Source organism: Streptomyces sp. NPDC091281, from assembly GCF_044757425.1.
Classification (GTDB): domain Bacteria; phylum Actinomycetota; class Actinomycetes; order Streptomycetales; family Streptomycetaceae; genus Streptomyces.
In genome coordinates this window covers 58687-76737 of sequence record NZ_JBIVUY010000003.1, presented here as the reverse complement: position 1 = coordinate 76737, position 18051 = coordinate 58687, and the positions used below count along the sequence as shown (strand labels likewise).

Annotated in this window: 18 protein-coding genes; 7 read left to right on the top strand and 11 right to left on the bottom strand. The window is 74.1% G+C overall.

The genetic code is table 11. The features are described 5' to 3' along the window. Window positions 1-62: 62 nt before the first annotated feature. The gene (locus ACIQPQ_RS09250) at window positions 63-1196 is read right to left on the bottom strand and encodes a YihY/virulence factor BrkB family protein (RefSeq protein ID WP_401301787.1); all 1134 of its coding nucleotides are present in this window, start codon (window positions 1194-1196) and stop codon (window positions 63-65) included. 256 nt (window positions 1197-1452) lie between these two features. On the opposite strand from ACIQPQ_RS09250, the gene ACIQPQ_RS09245 reads away from it, so the two are divergent. Further along, the gene (locus ACIQPQ_RS09245; RefSeq protein ID WP_401301784.1) at window positions 1453-1680 is read left to right on the top strand and encodes a hypothetical protein; all 228 of its coding nucleotides are present in this window, start codon (window positions 1453-1455) and stop codon (window positions 1678-1680) included. Window positions 1681-1729: 49 nt separating this feature from the next. On the opposite strand, the gene ACIQPQ_RS09240 is transcribed toward ACIQPQ_RS09245, so the two are convergent. The 3 genes from ACIQPQ_RS09240 to ACIQPQ_RS09230 form a co-directional block, all read right to left on the bottom strand. Further along, window positions 1730-1957 carry a hypothetical protein gene (locus tag ACIQPQ_RS09240; RefSeq protein ID WP_401301781.1) on the bottom strand — a complete coding sequence of 76 codons (228 nt, stop codon included), beginning with the start codon at window positions 1955-1957 and terminating at the stop codon, window positions 1730-1732. Between the two features lie 159 nt (window positions 1958-2116). Further along, window positions 2117-3067, bottom strand: coding sequence for a helix-turn-helix domain-containing protein (locus ACIQPQ_RS09235; protein WP_401301778.1), 951 nt, complete (start codon window positions 3065-3067; stop codon window positions 2117-2119). Next, window positions 3064-3984 (bottom strand): peptidoglycan-binding protein, encoded by a 921-nt coding sequence (locus ACIQPQ_RS09230; RefSeq protein ID WP_401301775.1) that lies wholly within the window; start codon window positions 3982-3984, stop codon window positions 3064-3066. The genes ACIQPQ_RS09235 and ACIQPQ_RS09230 overlap by 4 nt, the downstream gene beginning before the upstream one ends. 266 nt (window positions 3985-4250) lie before the next feature. On the opposite strand from ACIQPQ_RS09230, the gene ACIQPQ_RS09225 reads away from it, so the two are divergent. Together ACIQPQ_RS09225 and ACIQPQ_RS09220 are read left to right on the top strand one after the other, a co-directional pair. Next, a complete protein-coding gene (locus ACIQPQ_RS09225; protein ID WP_401301772.1) occupies window positions 4251-4697 on the top strand; it encodes a peptidoglycan-binding protein in 447 nt (148 codons plus the stop codon). A gap of 94 nt (window positions 4698-4791) precedes the next feature. After that, entirely contained in the window at window positions 4792-5004 is a 213-nt protein-coding gene (locus ACIQPQ_RS09220; protein WP_401301769.1) for a hypothetical protein, read from the top strand. A gap of 93 nt (window positions 5005-5097) precedes the next feature. Here the strand turns inward: ACIQPQ_RS09220 and ACIQPQ_RS09215 are convergent, their stop codons facing one another. Continuing rightward, the gene (locus ACIQPQ_RS09215; protein WP_401301767.1) at window positions 5098-5583 is read right to left on the bottom strand and encodes a hypothetical protein; all 486 of its coding nucleotides are present in this window, start codon (window positions 5581-5583) and stop codon (window positions 5098-5100) included. Window positions 5584-5858: 275 nt separating this feature from the next. Between ACIQPQ_RS09215 and ACIQPQ_RS09210 the strand changes: the two genes are divergently transcribed. After that, window positions 5859-6425 carry a snapalysin family zinc-dependent metalloprotease gene (locus ACIQPQ_RS09210; protein ID WP_401301765.1) on the top strand — a complete coding sequence of 189 codons (567 nt, stop codon included), beginning with the start codon at window positions 5859-5861 and terminating at the stop codon, window positions 6423-6425. 64 nt (window positions 6426-6489) lie between these two features. Here the strand turns inward: ACIQPQ_RS09210 and ACIQPQ_RS09205 are convergent, their stop codons facing one another. Further along, window positions 6490-6975, bottom strand: coding sequence for an ATP-binding protein (locus tag ACIQPQ_RS09205; RefSeq protein ID WP_401301762.1), 486 nt, complete (start codon window positions 6973-6975; stop codon window positions 6490-6492). 168 nt (window positions 6976-7143) lie between these two features. Here ACIQPQ_RS09205 and ACIQPQ_RS09200 point away from each other — a divergent pair, with 168 nt between their 5' ends. Further along, on the top strand, window positions 7144-7509 hold the full coding sequence (locus ACIQPQ_RS09200; RefSeq protein WP_401301759.1) for an STAS domain-containing protein: 366 nt from the start codon (window positions 7144-7146) through the stop codon (window positions 7507-7509). Between the two features lie 155 nt (window positions 7510-7664). Continuing rightward, window positions 7665-8669 (top strand): right-handed parallel beta-helix repeat-containing protein, encoded by a 1005-nt coding sequence (locus ACIQPQ_RS09195; RefSeq protein ID WP_401301757.1) that lies wholly within the window; start codon window positions 7665-7667, stop codon window positions 8667-8669. A 76-nt stretch (window positions 8670-8745) separates the two neighbouring features. Here ACIQPQ_RS09195 and ACIQPQ_RS09190 read toward each other — a convergent pair whose 3' ends face one another. From ACIQPQ_RS09190 to ACIQPQ_RS09170, 5 genes are all read right to left on the bottom strand, one after another. After that, the gene (locus ACIQPQ_RS09190) at window positions 8746-10911 is read right to left on the bottom strand and encodes a ThuA domain-containing protein (RefSeq protein ID WP_401301754.1); all 2166 of its coding nucleotides are present in this window, start codon (window positions 10909-10911) and stop codon (window positions 8746-8748) included. A 2-nt stretch (window positions 10912-10913) separates the two neighbouring features. Further along, window positions 10914-13775 (bottom strand): carbohydrate-binding protein, encoded by a 2862-nt coding sequence (locus tag ACIQPQ_RS09185; protein ID WP_401301751.1) that lies wholly within the window; start codon window positions 13773-13775, stop codon window positions 10914-10916. Between the two features lie 335 nt (window positions 13776-14110). Then, window positions 14111-14692: an isochorismatase family protein gene (locus ACIQPQ_RS09180; RefSeq protein WP_401301749.1), complete on the bottom strand. Its 582-nt coding sequence runs from the start codon at window positions 14690-14692 to the stop codon at window positions 14111-14113. Between the two features lie 7 nt (window positions 14693-14699). After that, window positions 14700-16094, bottom strand: a complete 1395-nt coding sequence (locus tag ACIQPQ_RS09175; protein WP_401301746.1) for an MFS transporter — start codon at window positions 16092-16094, stop codon at window positions 14700-14702. Next, entirely contained in the window at window positions 16091-16546 is a 456-nt protein-coding gene (locus tag ACIQPQ_RS09170) for a MarR family winged helix-turn-helix transcriptional regulator (RefSeq protein WP_401301743.1), read from the bottom strand. Before ACIQPQ_RS09170 ends, ACIQPQ_RS09175 begins: the two co-directional genes overlap by 4 nt. Before the next feature lie 428 nt (window positions 16547-16974). Here ACIQPQ_RS09170 and ACIQPQ_RS09165 point away from each other — a divergent pair, with 428 nt between their 5' ends. Beyond that, complete coding sequence (locus ACIQPQ_RS09165) at window positions 16975-18036, top strand: NAD(+)/NADH kinase (protein WP_401301740.1); 1062 nt, start codon at window positions 16975-16977, stop codon at window positions 18034-18036. The last annotated feature ends 15 nt before the right edge of the window (window positions 18037-18051 follow it).

The window sequence follows — 18051 nt, the reverse complement described above, 5'->3', positions numbered from 1 at the left end:
CCCGGCGCCCCCGCGTCGGCGCGGCGATGCCCGGCGGCCACCTACGGCTGCCCGGCGGCCACCTACTGCGGCCCGGCGTCCGGCCGTTCCGCTCCGGCCCGCTCCGCCTCCGCCCGCGCCTCACGCCGCCCGCTCAGCTCCGCCGAGAACTGGGCGCCCGCGAGCAGCGACAGGTTGGACAGCCACAGCCAGATCAGGAAGACGACGACGCCCGCGAGAGAGCCGTAGAGCCTGCTGTAGGTGCTCAGCGCCGACGAGTAGAGGGCGAAGCCCGCGGAGACGGTGAGCCAGAGGGACGCCGCGAGGGTGCCGCCGGGCAGGCTGTTGCGGCGGCGCCGGGCCTCGGCGGGCCCGGTGTGGAACACGACGACGACCAGCAGCGCGACGAGCCCCAGCAGCATCGGCCAGCGCACGAGGCTCCACGCCCACGCGGCCATCCCGTCCAGGCCCAGCAGCCCGCCCGCGGTCTCCGCGACCGGCCCGGTCACCAGCAGCAGCAGCGAACTCACCAGCAGCAGGCCCAGCAGCCCCACGGCGGTGAGCACGATCCGGTGGGCCCTGCGGAGGGGGGAGCGGTGGTCGGCGGTGTGGTGCATACGGTGCAGGGCCCGCCGGAACACGGCCAGGTAGCTGCACGCCGACCACACGGCGCTCAGCGTGCCCGCGCACAGCAGCGTCCACGCGGCGGACTTCTCGCGCAGCATCCGCACCATCACGTCCCGCAGTTCGGTGCCGGACTGCCCCGGCGCGTAGGCGCTGACGTGGGCGATGAAGTCCCCGGCGGTCGACGGGCTGATCATGCTGAACGCGATCACGGTGACCAGCAGCGACGGCAGCACCGCCAGGATCGAGTAGTAGGTGAGCGCCGCCGCGTAGTCGGACACGTCGTCCCGCCACATCGACACCGGCGTGCGGCGCAGCGCGGGACCCCAACCCGCCGTGCGGCCGGTGGACTTGGCGTGCCCGGACCGTGGTGACCGTCCGGCGCCGACCGCGCCCGTCCCGGACTTGCCGGACCCCTCGGACCCCTCGGACCCCTCGGGCTCCCCGGTCGGGTCCGGGGTGGGATCGGGAGTCGCCTCGGGGGTGATCTCAGGGGTGCGCTGCTGCGGCGCCCCGGTCCCGGCGGCCGGGCTCCCGGCGGTGCCGGTCCGTGCCGGGGACGTCTCCTCGTCGGACACCGTCTGCGCAGTCATGGCCTGTCCCTTCCGTCCCATGGGGGAGTCCTCCCACCCGACAGACCCGTCGCGCCCCCGTCTGTGACGCGCTTACCCCGAAAGGCTCAGCCCAGCGGCCGTCCCGCCCCCGTACATCGTGGCCCCCGCCGCCCCGTCGGCCGTGCCGTGCCGGGACCCGAACCTCAGGCCTTGCTCAAGAAGCACGTGCGACGCCCCGGTGCCGGGGGATTCTCGGAGCCAGCCGGAGCGAACGCCCGGCGGTCTGGGGGCAGACATGCTGACTGCGCTGGTTGTCGTGGGGGTGGCCGTGGTGGCGCTGATCGCGTCGTGCACGGTCCTGATGCGGCGCGCCTGGAACGACCTCGGCCGTCAGGTCGCCGCCGACCGCGGCGACCCCCGCCGCCGCTGCGGGCGCGCGGCCCGGCCTCCCGTGCGGCGCGCCGCGACCTGCACGGGCGGCCCCACGGCCCACCGGCGGCCGTCCTGCGGCAGTCCGGGATGAGCGACGCCCGGCACGGGGCGAACCCCGTGCCGGGCGTTGGGCCGTGTCGTCAGTTGTCCGAGCCGACGGTGTTGTCGTGGCCCGCGGTGAACACGTCGTCCCCGGCGATCTGGACCCAGTCGCCGAACACGATGGTGACCGAGGGCTCCGCCTCGTCCTCCACCGTCACGTCGGCGTGCGCGGCGCCCGAGCCGAGGACGACGGCGGCGCAGGCGGCGAGGACGGCGAGCCCCGAGCGGACCGTGCGGGCGGAACGGCGGGAGCGGACAGAGCGCATGGTGGTGCACCTTTCGACGGAACCGTTGGACAGCGCCCGAACATAGGCCCGCGCACGGCGGGCCGCGGCAGCCGTCCCCGGCACCGCCGCGAGTCCCATCCCAATGGCCGAGCCACCGGTCTTCCCGCCGGGCGCCCGCCCGACCGTCGGCCCCGCCGCTCAGCTCCCCGTCCCGGGGTGACCGAGCCCCGCGTCGAAGCACTCGGCCGGTCCGCCTCCGGCCGGGAGGAAGCAGGCCCGGACCGCGGCGCCGGGCCGGAACACGCTCATCGGCGTGTAGACGTAGCCGTCCGCGTCGAGACCGTCACGCACCCGGGCGGTGCGCGCGGGCGCTCCGGTGCCGGGCACGGTCATCTCGATCCGGTCGCCGACGCTCCCGCCCCACATCCGCCCCCAGCCCGCGCCGCACACCCGGCTGCGGCGCAGCTGGACGGAGGCACCCGTCGCCGTGACGTGCTCGGCGAGCGTGTCCGGCCGGTCCGCGCACCGCATCGCCATCGGGTCCCCGCCCTCGCAGGCCGCACCCCGGCACAACGGCCCGGTGTCGCTGGGGGACGGCGACGGCCGCGCGGCGTCGCCCGGACCCGGCGCCAGCAGCAGCGCCGCCACGACGGCCGCCATCACCACCGCACACACGGACGCCAGCACCGCCAGCACGGCCGCGCTCCGGTGCGCCCGCGCACCCGGCGCCGAACCGGGCGCCACCGACATCGACGGTGCCGTCGAGGGCGCGGGGACAGAGGCCGCCGGGGGCGTCGCTTCGGCCGCCTCCGGGGACGCCGACGGGGACACGGGGGCGGCGGGCGGAGACTCGGCCGGGGACGGGGGTGTCGGTGGGGAAGGGGCGGCGCGTGGCGCGGTCGTCCACTCCGCCAGCGTGATCTCCCGCAGCGCCAGACACCGCCCCGCCGGTTCGCCCGCCAGCCGGCACAGCTCCCGTACGGCCTCCTGCGGCGGCACGGTCCGGCCGTTGAGGTACCGCTCCCAGGACGACTTGCTGTACGTGGTGGCTGCGGCGAGCCCGGCCAGGCTCAGCCCGGTGCGGTCCCGCAACTCCCGCAGCGCGGCGGCCAGTCTGGCGCCCGCGGGCGACGACGGCCCGCGGGTCATCCGTGCAGGGCCTTCCAGGTGTGCGGTCCGATCATGCCGTCCACGACCAGCCCCGAACGCTCCTGGAACGTACGGACCGCGCGCAGCGTCAGCGGGCCGAACATGCCGTCGATCCCGCCCGGCGACACACCCGCCCGGCGCAGCAGGCACTGCGCCTCGGCCACGTCGGGCCCGATGTCGCCGAACGCGACAGGAGCGTCCCGGGTCCGGCCCACGCCCGCCACCCAGAGCCCGCCGACCCGCGTGACACGGCAGGTGTACGTCGGAGGCGGCGTGCCCGTCGCCGTGGCGGTGCCGGAACCGGGGGAACCGGTCGGGGCGTCGGACACGGCGGCGGCGCGGCCCCGGCGGTCCGTGCCGTGCGTGACGTCGTCCCCGCCGTCATGGCCGAGACGCAGGACCAGCAGGACCGCCGAGGACACCGCGAGGACGAGCGCCACCGTGCCCGCCACCAGCGCGACCCGGAGCGAACGCCCCGGTGTCCGGGGCCCCTCGGCGTCCTCCGCCGACACGACCGGCCCCGCGAGGACCGGCCCGTCCCCGTCCTCGTCCGCCTCCGCCTCAGTGCCCGGCCCCGGACCGGCCGGTTCCGGCGTCCCCGGCCCCCACGCCGCTTCCGGTTCCGTCTCGGAGGGCTGCCGTGCGCGCCGTCCGGTCCAGGTGTCGGCCGCGACCTCCCGCAGTGCGAGCAGCCGGACCGGGTCGGCGCCGACGACGCGGGCCAGCGCCTCCACCGCCTCCGCGGGCGGCAGCGATGTACCGCCGAGGTAGCGCTCCCATGACGTCGTGCTGTAGCCGGTCTTCGCGGCGAGCTGACGTGTGCTCAGTCCCGCCCGGTCCTTGAGTCGTCGTAACTCCGTCACCAACTGCCGTGCACGCGGGTCGAGTTCCGCGGACAGCGCCTTCCAGCGCGGCATGTCGTTCCCCCCAGACGCGGTCGTGGCCGTGGTCAGCGGCCCCCCGCTGCGTCGCATTCTGCAACAGCCCGCTGACATCTGCCACAGCCGTCCCGCCGGACCGTCCCACGGGCCGGACCCGCCGCAGGTCAGCGCGGTGCCCGTCCCGTCCTGCCGCCAATTCGCCGTCAGGACTGTCCCGTTGGGCCCGGCACGGCGCACGGTGGTCCCGCCGCCTCGGCCCGTCCACCGGGCCGGGGACGACCCACGACCCGAAAGAGGAACGCATGCGACCGAACGCTCTGGGCAGGACCATCGCCGGTCTCGTCGCCGTCGCCGGACTCGCCGCCGGCAGCCTGGCGACCGCGGGCACCAGCTTCGCGGCTCCGGCAGAGGCGCCGCAGACGTCGGTGGGCGCCCGGTCCGCCGCCGTGCTGGCGACGCAGAACTTCGGGCTGAACACGGCCGAGGCCAAGAACGTCCAGGAGTTCCTGGCCCAGTACTGGGGCTACACCGACTCGATCGACGGGCAGCTCGGCACCAACAGCTGGAAGGCGTTCCAGCGCTGCCTCAAGCAGTACTGGGGCTACACCGGCGCCATCGACGGCGACCCCGGCACCAACACGATCAAGGCCCTCCAGCGGCTCCTGAAGGCCGACTACGGCTACACCGGCGCCATCGACGGCGTCGCCGGTTCCGGCACCCGCGCCGCCTTCAAGCGGTTCGCAGCCTGATCTCCGAGAGCCCGGACGGCCGCCGCCCGCGCCCCTCTCCGGAGGGCGCGGGCGGCGGTGCATCCGGACGGCCCCCCGCCGGGGAAGTCGAGCCGTGGGCGAAGAACGGCCGAAGGCATGGGTGGGCGACCAGGTGTGGGACGAGGACGCGGGCAAGGAGGGCGTCGTCACCGACGTACGGGGCGGTGTGTACGTGCTGCGCGAGCTGTACACGTGGGCGCTGACCTGGACGGCGCCCGGCGGGGACCGGCTGCGGGTGACGGTGCCCCGGCTGGAACGCCTGCGGCGGCGCCGGGAACGGGGCTGATCCGGTGGCCGGTCCGCGGCCGACCGGTCCACGGTCGCGCCGCGGACCGGTCCCGACCGGCGGGGGGTCCGGGCGCCGCCGGGCGCCGCGGTGTCAGATGCCCATCGACGCGATCTCGATGGGGGAGCGGTAGTTGGCCGCGGTCGCGACCACGCAGGCGCGGTAGGTCCGGTTGTCCTTGACGACCAGGAAGTAGTCCCGCAGGTTCTTCCAGTAGCTCACCAGGTAGCCGAGTCCCGGGATGAAGCCCGGCGGGCGCGGGACCAGGGCGAAGGCCGCGCTGCACCGCAGGATCTCCCCGGTCGCCGTCGACAGGATGTCGGCGACCTCGGCGTTCATGTTCCAGCCCGCCGCCAGCTCCGGCGTCCAGATCGCCCCCGCGATCTGCCGCAGCTGCTCCTGCTCCTCGGGCGTCGGATCGCTGAGCGCCGCGGCCGGTGCCGCCGCCGGAACCCCGGCCGCGGGGCGTTCGGCCGCCGTCGCGCCGGGCGCCGCCACGGCCACGGCGACCGCCAGCGCCGTCCCCGCCACGACCGCCCGCAGACCGCCGCGCCTGCTCTGCCCGCTGACTGCTCTCACTCGTCAACTCCCTTGTACAGAAACGGACTTCGGGCGCTCGCCGAAGTGCTCCGAACCTGTCATGGGCCGGACAAGGTGGTCAACGGCGACAATGCGCCACGCCTCCCGGCGCGCTGCCCGGGGCGGGGACGTGAAAAGGGGTGAGGGGCCTGGGGAGTTCGGGGGAACGGCTGATTGGTTCCCCCGGGGCGCGGGAAGGCACCTGGATGCACCAGCACTGACATGGACACGCACAACCGTCCTCTCCGTCCTCTTCCCCCACAAGGAGGTCGACCATGCGCGTACGCACCGTCGCCCATGGCCTCACCGCCGCCCTCGCGGCATCCCTCGCCCTCGTCGGCGGCCCCGCCCTGGCCGCCCCGGCGGCCACCGCCCCGCAACCGCTCGCCGCCCGCGTCGTCACCTACGACGCCGGTGCCGCCGCGGAGTTCCGGGCCGCCGTCGACCGGGGCGCGGCCGTCTGGAACGAGAGCGTCGACGCCGTGGAGCTGCGTCCGGTGGCCGCCGGACAGCGCGCCGACATCCGCGTCCTCGCCGACAACGGCTGGCCCCGCGCGGTCACCACCTCGCTGGGCCGGGGCACCGTCTACATCGGCCGTCAGGCCGTGACCGAGGGCCACGACACGGTCCGCATCTCGGCCCACGAACTCGGCCACATCCTCGGTCTGCCCGACCGCAAGCCCGGCCCCTGCACCAGCCTCATGTCGGGCTCCAGCGCGGGCACCTCCTGCAAGAACCCCTACCCGAACGCCGCGGAGAAGGCGGAGGTGGAGCGCGACTTCGGCGCCGCCGCAGCGCCTTCGGCACCCGTGGCGGCGGGGGCGGTCCGCACCGTCGGCTGACCGGACGGATCCGGCCGACTCCGGGTGACCGCGGGGTGCGGCGGGCGTCGCCGCACCCCGCGGGTCACGCGCCCGGCGCGGCCCCCGGCTCCGCCGGGTCGGTGAGCGCCACCCGGGCCGTGATCCGCTTGCCGACCGGCTCCCGGTCCACCTCCAGCGACTCCGCGACGGCCATGACGATCTCCAGGCCGTGCTGCCCGACCCGGCCGGGGTCCGCCGCCCGCGCCACCGGCAGCCCCGGATCGCTGTCCCACACGACGACCTCGACCGCGCCGTCCGCGATCCGCAGCTCCATGAGGACCGGCCCGGGGGCGTACTTGCGCGCGTTGGTCACCAGCTCGCTGACGACGAGCTGCGTCAGGTCGAGGGCGCGCGCCGACACGACGAGCCCGTGCTCGGTCCGCAGCCGGGTGAGGAAGTCGACCGCCAGGTGCCGCGCCTGCGCGATGCAGGACCCGTCGCCGTCCAGCGCGATCGTCGCCTGTATCGGAAAGGGGCCGCCCGGCACTACGCCGCCCCCGTCATCGGTGATCGATTCGACTCGGCTCACTCCTCGGTTCCCCGTTCACGCGGCTGCGTGTACCCGCCACTTTTCATTGCATGCACTCCGCCCCCACAGGTTTCCCCGAACGGGTGTGTCGGAGGCCTGGCATGGGGCAGGCTATCGGCGCACGGCACGTACACAACCTTGCACCAGTAGAACGCAGTCGAGGAACCGGTGACAGACACCCACGGAGCAGAGTCCGCCAGCAGGCTGTCGATCGGCCACTCGGCCCATGACGGCATCCGCATCGTCAGCCTGCGCGGCGAGGTCGACCATCATGCCCGTGATCCCCTGACCGCCGCTCTGCTGCCGCCCGTCGGCGAGCCCGCGCCGCGCACGGTCGTCGACCTCGGCGGGGTCACGTTCATGGACTCCAGCGGGATCAACGTGCTGATCCACGTCCATCAGGCCGCCGAGGAGGCCGACGGCTGGCTGCGGCTGGCCGCCGCGCAGGACTCGGTCCTGCGGGTCCTCGAACTCGTCGGCATCGACGCCGTGATCCCGTGTCACCCGGACGTGTCCCAGGCCCTGGAGGGCTGACCCACCCCCGGCCCCGCGCCGCAGGCTCTTGACGCGCACCCGTCACGCACCTAGCTTTCGGGTGCCGTCACGCGTTCACATCAACGGCTGTCGTTCATGTACGTGACTGTGATCGGTTCCGTATCTGCCCGCGCAGGAGACGCAGGAGGACCCCCATGCGCGCACCGCGTCCGCGTTCCCGCCCGCTGCCCGCCCCGCCGCGCACCACGACCGCCCTCGCCACGAGCGTCCTCATCGCGCTCAGCGCCGTCACCGCGCTCGCGGGCCCCGCCCCGGCGGCGGACCGCGCGGCCACCGTCGAGGTCGCCACCGCCGCCCAGTTGAAGACCGCCCTCGCGGCGGCCGCCCCCGGCGACACCATCCACCTCGCGGACGGCACCTACACCGGCAACTTCAAGGCCACCCGAGCCACGACCGCCGCCGCCCGCATCACCCTCACCGGCTCCGCGAACGCCGTGCTCACCGCGGGCGGCGGCTACGGCATCCACCTCAACGGCGCCTCCTACTGGACCGTGCGCGGGGTCACCGTGCGGGGCGGCCAGAAGGGCATCATGGTCGACTCCGCGAAGGGGGTCGTCGTGGAGGGCGTCGTCGTCCACGACCTCGACATGGAGGGCGTCCACTTCCGCAACTCCAGCACCGACGGAATCCTCCGCGACTCCCGCATCTACGACACCGGCAACGACGGCCGGGGCATGGGCGAGGGCGTCTACGTCGGCACCGCCAACACCCTCTCCGACCGCAGCGACGGCATCCAGATCCTGCGCAACGTCATCGGCCCGGACGTCGGCGGCGAGAACGTCGACATCAAGGAGGGCACCACCGGCGCCCGCGTCATCGGCAACACCTTCGACGGCGGCGGGCTGACCGGCGCCAACTACGACGACTCCTGGGTCGACGTGAAGGGCAACGGCGTCCTCGTCGAGAACAACACCGGGCGCGGCACCACCAACGACGGCTACCAGACCCACACCCAGCAGTCCGGCTGGGGCTGCGGCACCGTCTTCCGCGGCAACCGCTCCGACCTGACCGGCGCGAGCGGCTCCACCCGCCTGGCGATCAACGTCGCCAACGACGCCGCCGGGTGCCGCACCACCGTGTACGGCAGCAACACCGTCACCGGCGGCCGGGGACTCACCAACGTCCCCGTCACGCCGTAGCGCCGAGACCCGGATCACTCCGGGGATCGCGTCGGGCCGGGTGCCGCCCGGAGGGGTACGGCACCCGGCCCCCGCCTCACCGGGCGGCGCGCGCCGCCACGAAGCGGCTCACCCAGTGGGCGGTGCGGTCCAGGTAGGCGGTGCCGGCCGCCTCCCCGGACAGCCCGTAGGCCCCGTCGTAGGTCCGGTAGCCGTACCCCGGCGGCGGGGTGGCGTCCGCGGGCTCGATCTGGCTGCCCTCGTGCCACTCGTTGAACGACGTGACCGACACCCAGGTCGGGGACCCGCCGACGGCCGGGTCCAGGGCGTTGTTCCACTGCTGGTCGTACGCCGCGCCGTCGCGCCGCTCCAGCGTCGGCGTGGTGTTGCCGGGCACGGCACGGTCGTCGAGGTAGCCGGGGGCCACCGACGGCGCCCAGACCAGACCGTTGGCGCGGGCGTACTCCCCGGCCTGCTTCCAGCCGGGCGCCGTGGCGCCCGCGATGCCGTCGTACGTGTACAGCCCCGAGAAGTGGGCGATCCTGCTGGTGTCGGTGGTCTGGGCGAGCACGATGCTGCTGCCCTTCACCTGCTCCAGCGGCGTCCAGTCGGCGATGTCCAGGCTCTGGAAGACGTAGAACGCGTTCCGGTTGCCGTGGGCCGCGTCCCGGTAGAACGCCGGGTGGCTGCCGTAGGTGCTGTTCAGGTACTGGATGTCGGCGACCGTCGAGGCGGCGGTGCGCCCGGAGTACGGCTCCAGGTGCCAGGCGACCTTGACGCCCTCCTTCTGCGCGGCGTCCAGGACACCGCGCGCGAGGCGGTCCTCGTAGCCGTCGCGGCCCCACCAGCTGTAGACGAGGACACCCGCGCCGGACCGGGCGATCCACTTCATGTGCTGGGCGACCGTGGAGGCGAAGTCACCGGAGTCGTAGGCGCCGAGCGCCGGGTACAGGTCGGCGCCGATGTCGTCCGGCGGGGTCCGGCCGCCCTGCTGCCAGTGCCGCCAGCTCCCGTTCACCGCCGGGCTGCCGTACCAGGGGTAGTAGAAGAGGTGCGTGTTCGGGTCGAGGGCCTGCGCCGCGGGCTGGGTCGCCAGGGTGAAGGTGTCGATGTCGAACAGCGCCCCCGCGCCGCCGGTGAACCGCAGGAACAGCGGGCCCGACGCGGTCGCCGTCAGCGTGGTGGAGACGGTGGTGAAGGTCTCCCAGCCGCCGGTCACCGGCACCCGCACCGAGCCGAGGAGCGTGCCCGTCGCCGAGCCCGAGCGGACCTCGATCGTGCCGCCCGCGCCCGCCGACGACACCTTCGCGGTGAAGGTCCGCGCCCCGGCGGTGGGCACCTGGGAGTAGCCCGCCCAGTCGCCGTTCTCGATGTAGCCGAGGGTCCTGCCCCCGCTGGCCGCGGCGTGGTCGGCGGTCTGCACCCCGGACCCCGAGGTGAACGCCTCCGCCTCCACCGGGCCGCCGGTCCCGCCCTGCGGACCGCAGTCCGCCGGGGCGACCCCGGCCGCGTAGCGCACCGCGCCCAGCAGCAGCTGGCGGAACGCGGGTTCGCTGTAGGACGCGGCCGTGTGGCCGAGCCCGGTGTAGAAGGAGCGGCCGTTGCCCTGACGGTGGCACCAGGTGATCGGGTGGTCGGCGCCCATCTCGCCGCCGCTGTACGTCGATTCGTCCAGGGTCTGCAGCACCCGCACACCGGGGCGCGGGTTGGTGCGGTAGTTGTACCACTCGTCGGTGCGCGTCCAGGTCGGCTGGAGGTGCGCGGTCGCCGGGTGGCCCCGGTCGACGTTGCGGACCGTCGCCTGCTGGATCGCCGGGTGGCTCTTGAAGTACGCGCCCACCAACTGCCCGTAGTACGGCCAGTCGTACTCGGTGTCGGCGGCGGCGTGCACGCCGAGATACCCGCCGCCCCCGTCGACGTACGTCTGGAACGCCGTCTGCTGGGCGGGGTCGAGCACGTCGCCGGTGGTGTTGAGGAACACGACGGCCTCGTACCCGGACAGGCCGGACGGGGTGAACACGCCCGCGTCCTCGGTGGCCGTCACGGTGAAGTCGCCCTGCTGGCCCAGGGAACGCAGGGCGTCGATCCCGGCCGGGATCGCGTCGTGCCGGAAACCGGCCGTCTTGGAGAACACCAGGACGTCGAAGGCGGCGGCCTGCCGGTCGGGCCCCGCCTGGGCCGCCTGGACCGGTGCGGCCAGGACCCCGGCGAGGGCGAGGGCGAGGGCCGCCGTCCGGCGGCGCCCCCTGCTGCGGATGCTCATGGTCAGCGCCCCTTCCGGGCGGTGGTGGAGCCCAGGGTGAAGGTGTCGACGTCGAAGAGCGACCCGGCGCCGCCGGTGAAGGTGAGGAACAGCGGCCCCGAACCGGCCCCGGTCAGCGTCGCGTTGACGGTGGCGAACGTCTCCCAGCCCCCGGTCACCGGGACGGCGACCGAGCCGAGGACCGGACCGGTCTGCGAGCCCGAGCGGATCTGGAGCGTGCCGCCCGCCCCGGCCGAGGAGACCCGTGCCGAGAAGGTGGTGCGGCCCGCCGTCGGCACGGACGCGTAGCCTGCCCAGTCGCCGTTGTCGATGTAGCCGAGGGTCTTCCCGCCGCTGGCCCCCGCGTGGTCGGCGATCTGCACCCCGGCCGACGAGGAGTACGACTCGCCCTCGTACGTGACGGTCGTGCTGCCGCCGCCCGCGAAGGTGAACGCGTCGAGGTCGAAGAGGTTGCCCTGCCCGGTCGGTCCGCGGAAGACCAGGAACAGTTCGGTGCTGGTCGACGGGACCTGGGTGAGGGTCGCGGTGACGTCGGTGAAGGTGTCCCAGCCGCCGGTCACCGGCACGGTGGCCCGGCCGAGCAGCGTGCCCGTCGCGGAGCCCGCCCGTACCTCGATCGTCCCGCCGGTGCCGCCGGAGGAGACCCGCGCCGTGAACCGGTTGGCGCCGGTGAGGCCGTACGGCTTGAAGGAGATCCAGTCGCCGTCGTCGGTGAAGCCGACGGTGGTGCCGCCCTCGGCGGCGCCGTGCGCGGCGGTCTGGACGCCCGACTGGGCGGAGAAGTGCTCGGCCTGCCGGTGGCGGGGCTGGAGGGTGCGCACCGAGTGCGAGGTCAGACCGCTGGCGTCGGTGTACTCCGCGTCCAGCACGCCGTACAGGTTGGCGGCGCTGTCGTGCTCGCCGTCCACGGGGATGGCCAGGTTGCCGGAGCAGCCGTTCGCCGAGGTGATGGCGTGGGTGTGGCTGTCGTGGCCGAGGAGATAGGTGACCTTGACCTTGGCGCAGTCGATCGTCCCGTCCTCGGGATCGCTGACCTGGACCCGGAACGGCACCGTGTCACCGAAGGAGAACAGCTGCCCGTCCAGGGGCTGTTGCAGGGTCACGGTGGGCGCGGTGTTGCCCGCGGTCACCACCAGGCTGGCGGTGCCGGTCAACCCCTCGGGATCGCGCACGGTCAGCGTCGGCCGGAAGGTGCCGTGCGCGGTGTACGTGTGGCTGGGGTTGGCCTGGGTGGAGGTGGAGCCGTCGCCGAAGTCCCAGGAGTACGTGAGGGGTTTGCCCTCGGGGTCGGAGCTGCCCGCCGAGGAGAACTGCACCGTCAGGGGAAGCGCCCCGGACGTCTTGTCGGCCGCGGCACGGGCCACCGGGTTGCGGTTGCTGCCCGCGATGTACTCGATGCGGTACAGGGCCTGGTTGTTGTTGCCGGTGCCGTAGTCGAGGACGTACAGCGCGCCGTCGGGCCCGAAGTCGGTGTCCATGACCTGGGTGCCGTTCCACGGGAAGTCCTCGATGGTGCCGTAGCCGCCGCTGCCGGTGACCTCGACCGCCTTGATCCACTGCCGTCCGAACTCCCCGGCGAAGTAGCGGCCGTCGAGGGACTGCGGGAACTTCACGGAGGAGTTGAGCGCCGGGTCGTAGCGGTAGACCTCGCCGCCCATCGGGGACTCCGAGCCGCCGCCGAACTCCGGCGGCGAGCCCTCCAGGCCGTACTTGATCCAGCTCGGCTTGGCCGGGGGCAGCTTCGACTGGCCGGTGTTGTGCGGGGAGTTGTTGACCGGGCCGCCCGCGCAGTCGAACTTGGCGCCCGTCGGACCGCTCGGGAAGGTGAAGTCGCCGTAGGTCTCGGTGGCCGTGTTGGTGCCCGTGCAGTACGGCCAGCCGTAGTTGCCGGGTCCGGTGATGCGGTTGAACTCGACCTGGCCGCCGGGGCCGCGGGCCGCGTCCGTGCCCCCCGCGTCGGGCCCGTAGTCGCCCAGGTAGACGATGCCGGTCGGCCGGTCCACGGACATCCGGAACGGGTTGCGGAAGCCCATGGCGTAGATCTCGGGCCGGGTGTTCGCGGTGCCCGGCGCGAACAGGTTCCCGGCGGGCACCGTGTAGCCGCCTGCCGCCGTCGGCTTGATCCGCAGCACCTTGCCGCGCAGGTCGTTGGTGTTGCCCGAGCTGCGCTGGGCGTCGAACTGCGGGTTGCGGTTGGCGCGTTCGTCGATCGGCGAGTAGCCCGCCGAGTCGAACGGGTTGGTGTCGTCGCCGGTCGTCAGGTAGAGGTTCCCGGCCGCGTCGAAGTCCATGTCACCGCCCACGTGGCAGCACTGGCCCCGGTCGTTGGGGACCTCCAGGACCACCTTCTCGCTGGCCGGGTCGAGGGTCGCGTCGGCGCGCAGCGTGAACCGGGACAGGTTGAGGTGCCCCTTCCACGGCTGGAAGTCCGCCGCGCTCCCCGTCACCGGGGCGTCGCCCGCCGGGGTGTTCAGCTTGGGGGAGTAGTACACGTAGACGTAGCGGTTGGTGGCGAAGCCCGGGTCGACGGCTATGCCCTGAAGGCCCTCCTCGTCGTGCGTGTAGACGTCGAGCTTGGCGGCCTGCTTGGTGTTCCCGGCCGCGTCCGTGTGCCGGATCGTGCCGTCGCGGGCCGTGTGCAGGACCGACCGGTCCGGCAGCACGGTCAGCGACATCGCCTCGCCCAACTCGGCCGAGCCGGAGGCGAGCTGGACGTGCTGGTAGTCGGCGGCCGGGATGACGGCCGGTGCGGGGGCGGGCGCGGCCTGCGCGGGCGCGGCCGTCACCACGGCCGCGGAGAGCAGGGCGAACGCCGTGACGAGCGCGGTGACCCAGCCGGGCCCCGGTCGAGGACGTGGAGACATGAAGAGCTTTCCCTTCCTGACGTCATGGGGGGTGTCAGGGCAGGGCGCGCGCCGGACGCGCTCGCTGCCGTCCCATCGATGCACGTGACTGTCGTGTGCTTACGGGTAGCGCGAGGAAAGATGCGAGATGCTGCGAATACCTTGCAGGCTCAGCGAGCGGCGCTGCTTTTGTCAAGCGCCTGTCAAAATATCGTGTCCGGCGGGTTACGTCAGCTCCGCGGACACGATTCGATGATGTCCGGCACGAAGCCCCCGCCGCCGGACGGAACCCGGCGACGGGGGCGAGGAAGGGGAAATCGACCGTCGATTGACGGAGCGTCAGGGAGATGTTCCGGCTAGCGGGTCTTGGCCAGCAGCTCCAGGACCTCCGCCGTGGTGCCGGACTCGCCGAGGCGGGGGAAGATCCGCTCGACGCTGTTGCGGTGCGCGTCGCCGTCGCTGTCGGCCATCGCGTCCGTGGCGAGGGTGACGTGGTAGCCGTGCGCGTACGCGGACCGGGCGGTCGACTCCACGCCGATGCTGGTCGCGATGCCGGTCAGCACGATCTGCGTGACCCCGCGCCGCCGCAGCTGCACGTCGAGGTCGGTGCCGTGGAAGGCGTCCCAGTTGTGCTTCGTGACCCGGACGTCGCCCGGATGACCGGACAGTTCGTCCACCACGACGTCCCAGCCTTCGGGGAAGGCGAGACCGCGCGGCTGCCGTTCGGTGCGGCCGGGCACCGCGTCGGCGCCGTCGGCCGCGAACGAGACCCGGACCAGGACCACGGGCAGCCCCGACGAGCGGAAGGCGTCGGCGAGTTCGGCGCTGCGCGCCACCACCTCCGCGCCCGGGTACGGCTGGGTCGGCATCGCGGTGATGCCGTTCTGGAGGTCGACGACGACGAGGGCGGTGCGCGGGTCGAGGGTGCTGAGGGACATGGGGTGATCAGGCCTTTCGGGGGGTGATCCGGGCCAGCGAGCGGTCCGGCAGGGTGGTCGCCAGCAGCAGTGCGGAGCCGGCGAGCATGAACAGGGCCAGGCCGTGCAGCCCGGCCGTGTCGGCGTGGTGCGGGTAGAAGGCGGCGGTGGCGACCGAGGAGGCGAGCGCGCCCAGATAGCTGAAGGTCCGCAGCAGCCCGGCCGCCGATCCGATCCGCTGCGGATCGGCCTGTCGGTACAGGGCGTTCTGCGTCGCCAGACCGATCAGCCCCTGCGGCACGCCCATCACCGCCCCCACCACGAGCAGCAGCCACAGCGGGGTGCCCGGACCGAGCAGGAGCAGCGCGGCGCAGCCGGTCATCTGGAGCAGCGAACCGACCACCAGCTTGGTGCGCACGGCCTCCCGGCGCCCCGTCAGCGCGGACGCGGCCAGCGCGGCCCCCGACAGCGGAAGCAGCACCAGCCCGGCCGCCGACGAACCCAGCCCGCGCCCCTGCTCCAGCCACTGCGGAAAGCCGTACAGGAAGGCGTACGCGGTGGTGTAGCCGAGGAGTTGACGCAGGTACGTGGCGAGCAGCGGCAGGTTCCCCGCGAGGACGCGGACGTCCACGAACGGGTCGGGTACGCGCCGCTCGCGCACGGCGAAGGCGCAGGCGGCGACCGCGCACGCCAGCGGCAGGTACCAGCGGTCGGCCTGCGGGCGCATCAGGAACGTCATCAGCGAGACCAGGGTGACGGCGAACAGGGCCATGCCCGGCAGGTCGACGCCCCGCGGCCTGGCGGCCGGTGCCGTGCGCGGGAGCCGCCGCGCGCCGAGCACCAGACAGGCCGCCGCGAGCGGCACGTTGACGGTGAACACCAGATGCCAGCCCCCGGCGCCGATGAGCAGCCCGCCGAGCGCGGGCCCGATCACGGCCACCGTCTGGTTGGCGACCGCGAGCGTCGCGAGGACCCCGGCCGGGCTGTCCCGCCCGGTGCGCGCGGACTCGTCCCGCGTCAGCCGCATGGCCGCCGGATACGCGGCCGAGGTGCCGAACCCGAGGAGCACCCGGGCCGCGATCAGTACGCCCAGCGACGGCGCCAGCGCGCCCGCCAGCCCGGCGACGCCCACCAGCGCCGTACCGATGAGATACAGGCGGCGCGGACCGTACATGTCGACGAGCCGCCCCGCGACCGGCTGGCCGAGGGCCGTCGCCAGGTAGAGCGCCGACACCAGCCAGGCGGTCTCCGCGGGCGGCGCGCCGAAGGCAGCGCCGATCGGCACCAGGGCCACGGCGATCATCGACGAGTTGACGGGGTTGAGCACCGAGCCCAGCACCATCGGGGCGATCAGCCGCCGGTCGAAGGCGGTCGGTGAGGGGCGGGTGTCCCGCCCGCCGCGCCGCAGCAGCCTCGGGGTCACGGGTGCGACAGCCGTTCCAGCAGCCCCAGCGCGGCGAGCACCGTCTGCCGCTCCTCCTCGGTGAACCGGTCCTCGAAGGCGCGCGCGAGCCACTCCTCACGCGCCTGCCGGTTGCCCTCGATCCGGGCCCGGCCCGCGTCCGTGAGCGTGACCAGCTGGCGGCGGCCGTCCGCCGGATCGGGCGCCCGGCCGATGAGGCCGTGCCCGTCGAGCGCGGCCAGCGTGGCGGCCATCGACTGGGGCCGCACCCCCTCGGCGGCGGCGAGCGCGCTGGCCGTGGCCGCGCCGTGCTTCCCGACCAGGGTGAGCGCCGACTCCTGAGACGGGGTGAGCACCCCCTCGGCGCCGTCCCCGTCCTCACGCGCCACCTCGCGGATACGGCGCCGCAGCCTGCTGAACACCACCCGCAGATCACGCGCGGCACGGTCGGCCGAACCAGAAATGTGTGCCATACATCCAGGCTAGGAATGGCCAGGTCGGACTGTCCAGGTGAAACTGTGCAGTTTTACCTGCCGATGAGGGGATCGTGGGATGCCGATGGGTCCGCCTCTGAACCGGTGACGGGCCGGTGGCCGGGCGGTGGCGGGCCGGTGGGTCCGCGGGCCGGCGGGAGGCGATTCGGTGGGGTGCCGCTGGGGCGCGTCGAGGGCGCCGGGGGCGGGGGGCCCGTCCGCCCGGTCCGGCTCCCGCCGTCGCGGCCGTCGCCCCCGACCGGTCCGCCCTCCCCGCCCGCCGGGTCGCGTGCAGCGTCGCTCGGGTCCCTGGCCGGGCCCGGCGTTTCCCTTCTCCCCGGCGTGGCACACGGGACGGCGCGCCCCTGCCGGGATGAGGTGGCCGCACGCCACGTGGACGGGCGAGGTCGACCGAGGGAGACACCGACATGCAGCTGAACCGACTGGGCCTCGTCGTGCACGGCGGCCGCCCGGAGGCCGCGGAGGCCGCCCGCACCGTACGGGCGTGGTGCGCCGAGAAGGGCGTACGGTGCGCCGACATCGACGTCTGGGAGGAGGGCGGGCGGCACAGCGCCGGGGAGGAACTGGCGGCGGCCGGTGATCCCGACCTGATCGTCACCCTGGGCGGCGACGGCACCTTCCTGCGCGGCGCCCGGCTCGCCGCCGAACACGACGCCCTCGTCCTCGGCGTCGACCTCGGCCGGGTGGGCTTCCTGACCGAGGTGCCCGTCGCCTCCGTCCGCTCCGCGCTTGACGCCGTGCGCGAGGACCGCCTCGACGTCGAGAGCCGCATGCTGCTGACCCTGCGCGCCTCCCGCCGCCTGGAGGTGCCCGACGACATGGGCCCGCTGCTGCGCTACGGACGCGGCCCGCTCCTGCCCCCGCCCCGCATCCGCGACGACTGCGAGGTCGACGCCGACTGGGGCGTCCCGCTGCACGTCTTCGCGCTGAACGACATCGTGCTGGAGAAGCTGTCGCGCGACCGCCAGGTGTCCGTCGGCGTCTACGTCGCGGGCCGCCTGCTGGCCTCCTACTCCGCCGACGCGCTGCTGGTCGCCACGCCGACCGGCTCGACCGCGTACAGCTTCGCGGCGGGCGGGCCGGTCGTCTCGCCGCGCGCCGAGGGCCTGGTCTTCACACCGGTCGCTCCGCACATGACGTTCGACCGCTCGGTGGTGACGGCCCCGGACGAGCCCGTTGGCCTGCGCGTCCTGGAACGGTCGGGCCGGGCCGCGGTCAGCATCGACGGACAGGTGCGCGGCCTGCTCGACCCCGGCGACTGGATCGGCGTCTACGCCGCCCCGCGCCGCCTGCGCGCGGTCCGCCTCGGGCCCATGGACTTCTACGGCCGTCTGCGCCGCCGCATGAACCTCACCGATGCCCCGGCCGCCGTCGCCGACGGCTCTCCCGCCCCGCTCTGGTCGGTGACGTCACCGCCGCCCGCCGACCTGGCCCACCTGACCATCCTGACCAGCGAGGACGGCACCTGAGGGCGTACCATCCGC

Coding starts and splice junctions, on each gene's coding strand:
- ACIQPQ_RS09225 (WP_401301772.1), top strand. CDS start 4,251: ATGCGACCGAACGCTCTGGGCAGGACCATCGCCGGTCTCGTCGCCGTC.
- ACIQPQ_RS09210 (WP_401301765.1), top strand. CDS start 5,859: ATGCGCGTACGCACCGTCGCCCATGGCCTCACCGCCGCCCTCGCGGCA.
- ACIQPQ_RS09230 (WP_401301775.1), bottom strand. CDS start 3,984: ATGCCGCGCTGGAAGGCGCTGTCCGCGGAACTCGACCCGCGTGCACGG.
- ACIQPQ_RS09190 (WP_401301754.1), bottom strand. CDS start 10,911: ATGAGCATCCGCAGCAGGGGGCGCCGCCGGACGGCGGCCCTCGCCCTC.
- ACIQPQ_RS09240 (WP_401301781.1), bottom strand. CDS start 1,957: ATGCGCTCTGTCCGCTCCCGCCGTTCCGCCCGCACGGTCCGCTCGGGG.
- ACIQPQ_RS09195 (WP_401301757.1), top strand. CDS start 7,665: ATGCGCGCACCGCGTCCGCGTTCCCGCCCGCTGCCCGCCCCGCCGCGC.
- ACIQPQ_RS09165 (WP_401301740.1), top strand. CDS start 16,975: ATGCAGCTGAACCGACTGGGCCTCGTCGTGCACGGCGGCCGCCCGGAG.
- ACIQPQ_RS09235 (WP_401301778.1), bottom strand. CDS start 3,067: ATGACCCGCGGGCCGTCGTCGCCCGCGGGCGCCAGACTGGCCGCCGCG.
- ACIQPQ_RS09185 (WP_401301751.1), bottom strand. CDS start 13,775: ATGTCTCCACGTCCTCGACCGGGGCCCGGCTGGGTCACCGCGCTCGTC.
- ACIQPQ_RS09180 (WP_401301749.1), bottom strand. CDS start 14,692: ATGTCCCTCAGCACCCTCGACCCGCGCACCGCCCTCGTCGTCGTCGAC.
- ACIQPQ_RS09250 (WP_401301787.1), bottom strand. CDS start 1,196: ATGACTGCGCAGACGGTGTCCGACGAGGAGACGTCCCCGGCACGGACC.
- ACIQPQ_RS09170 (WP_401301743.1), bottom strand. CDS start 16,546: ATGGCACACATTTCTGGTTCGGCCGACCGTGCCGCGCGTGATCTGCGG.
- ACIQPQ_RS09245 (WP_401301784.1), top strand. CDS start 1,453: ATGCTGACTGCGCTGGTTGTCGTGGGGGTGGCCGTGGTGGCGCTGATC.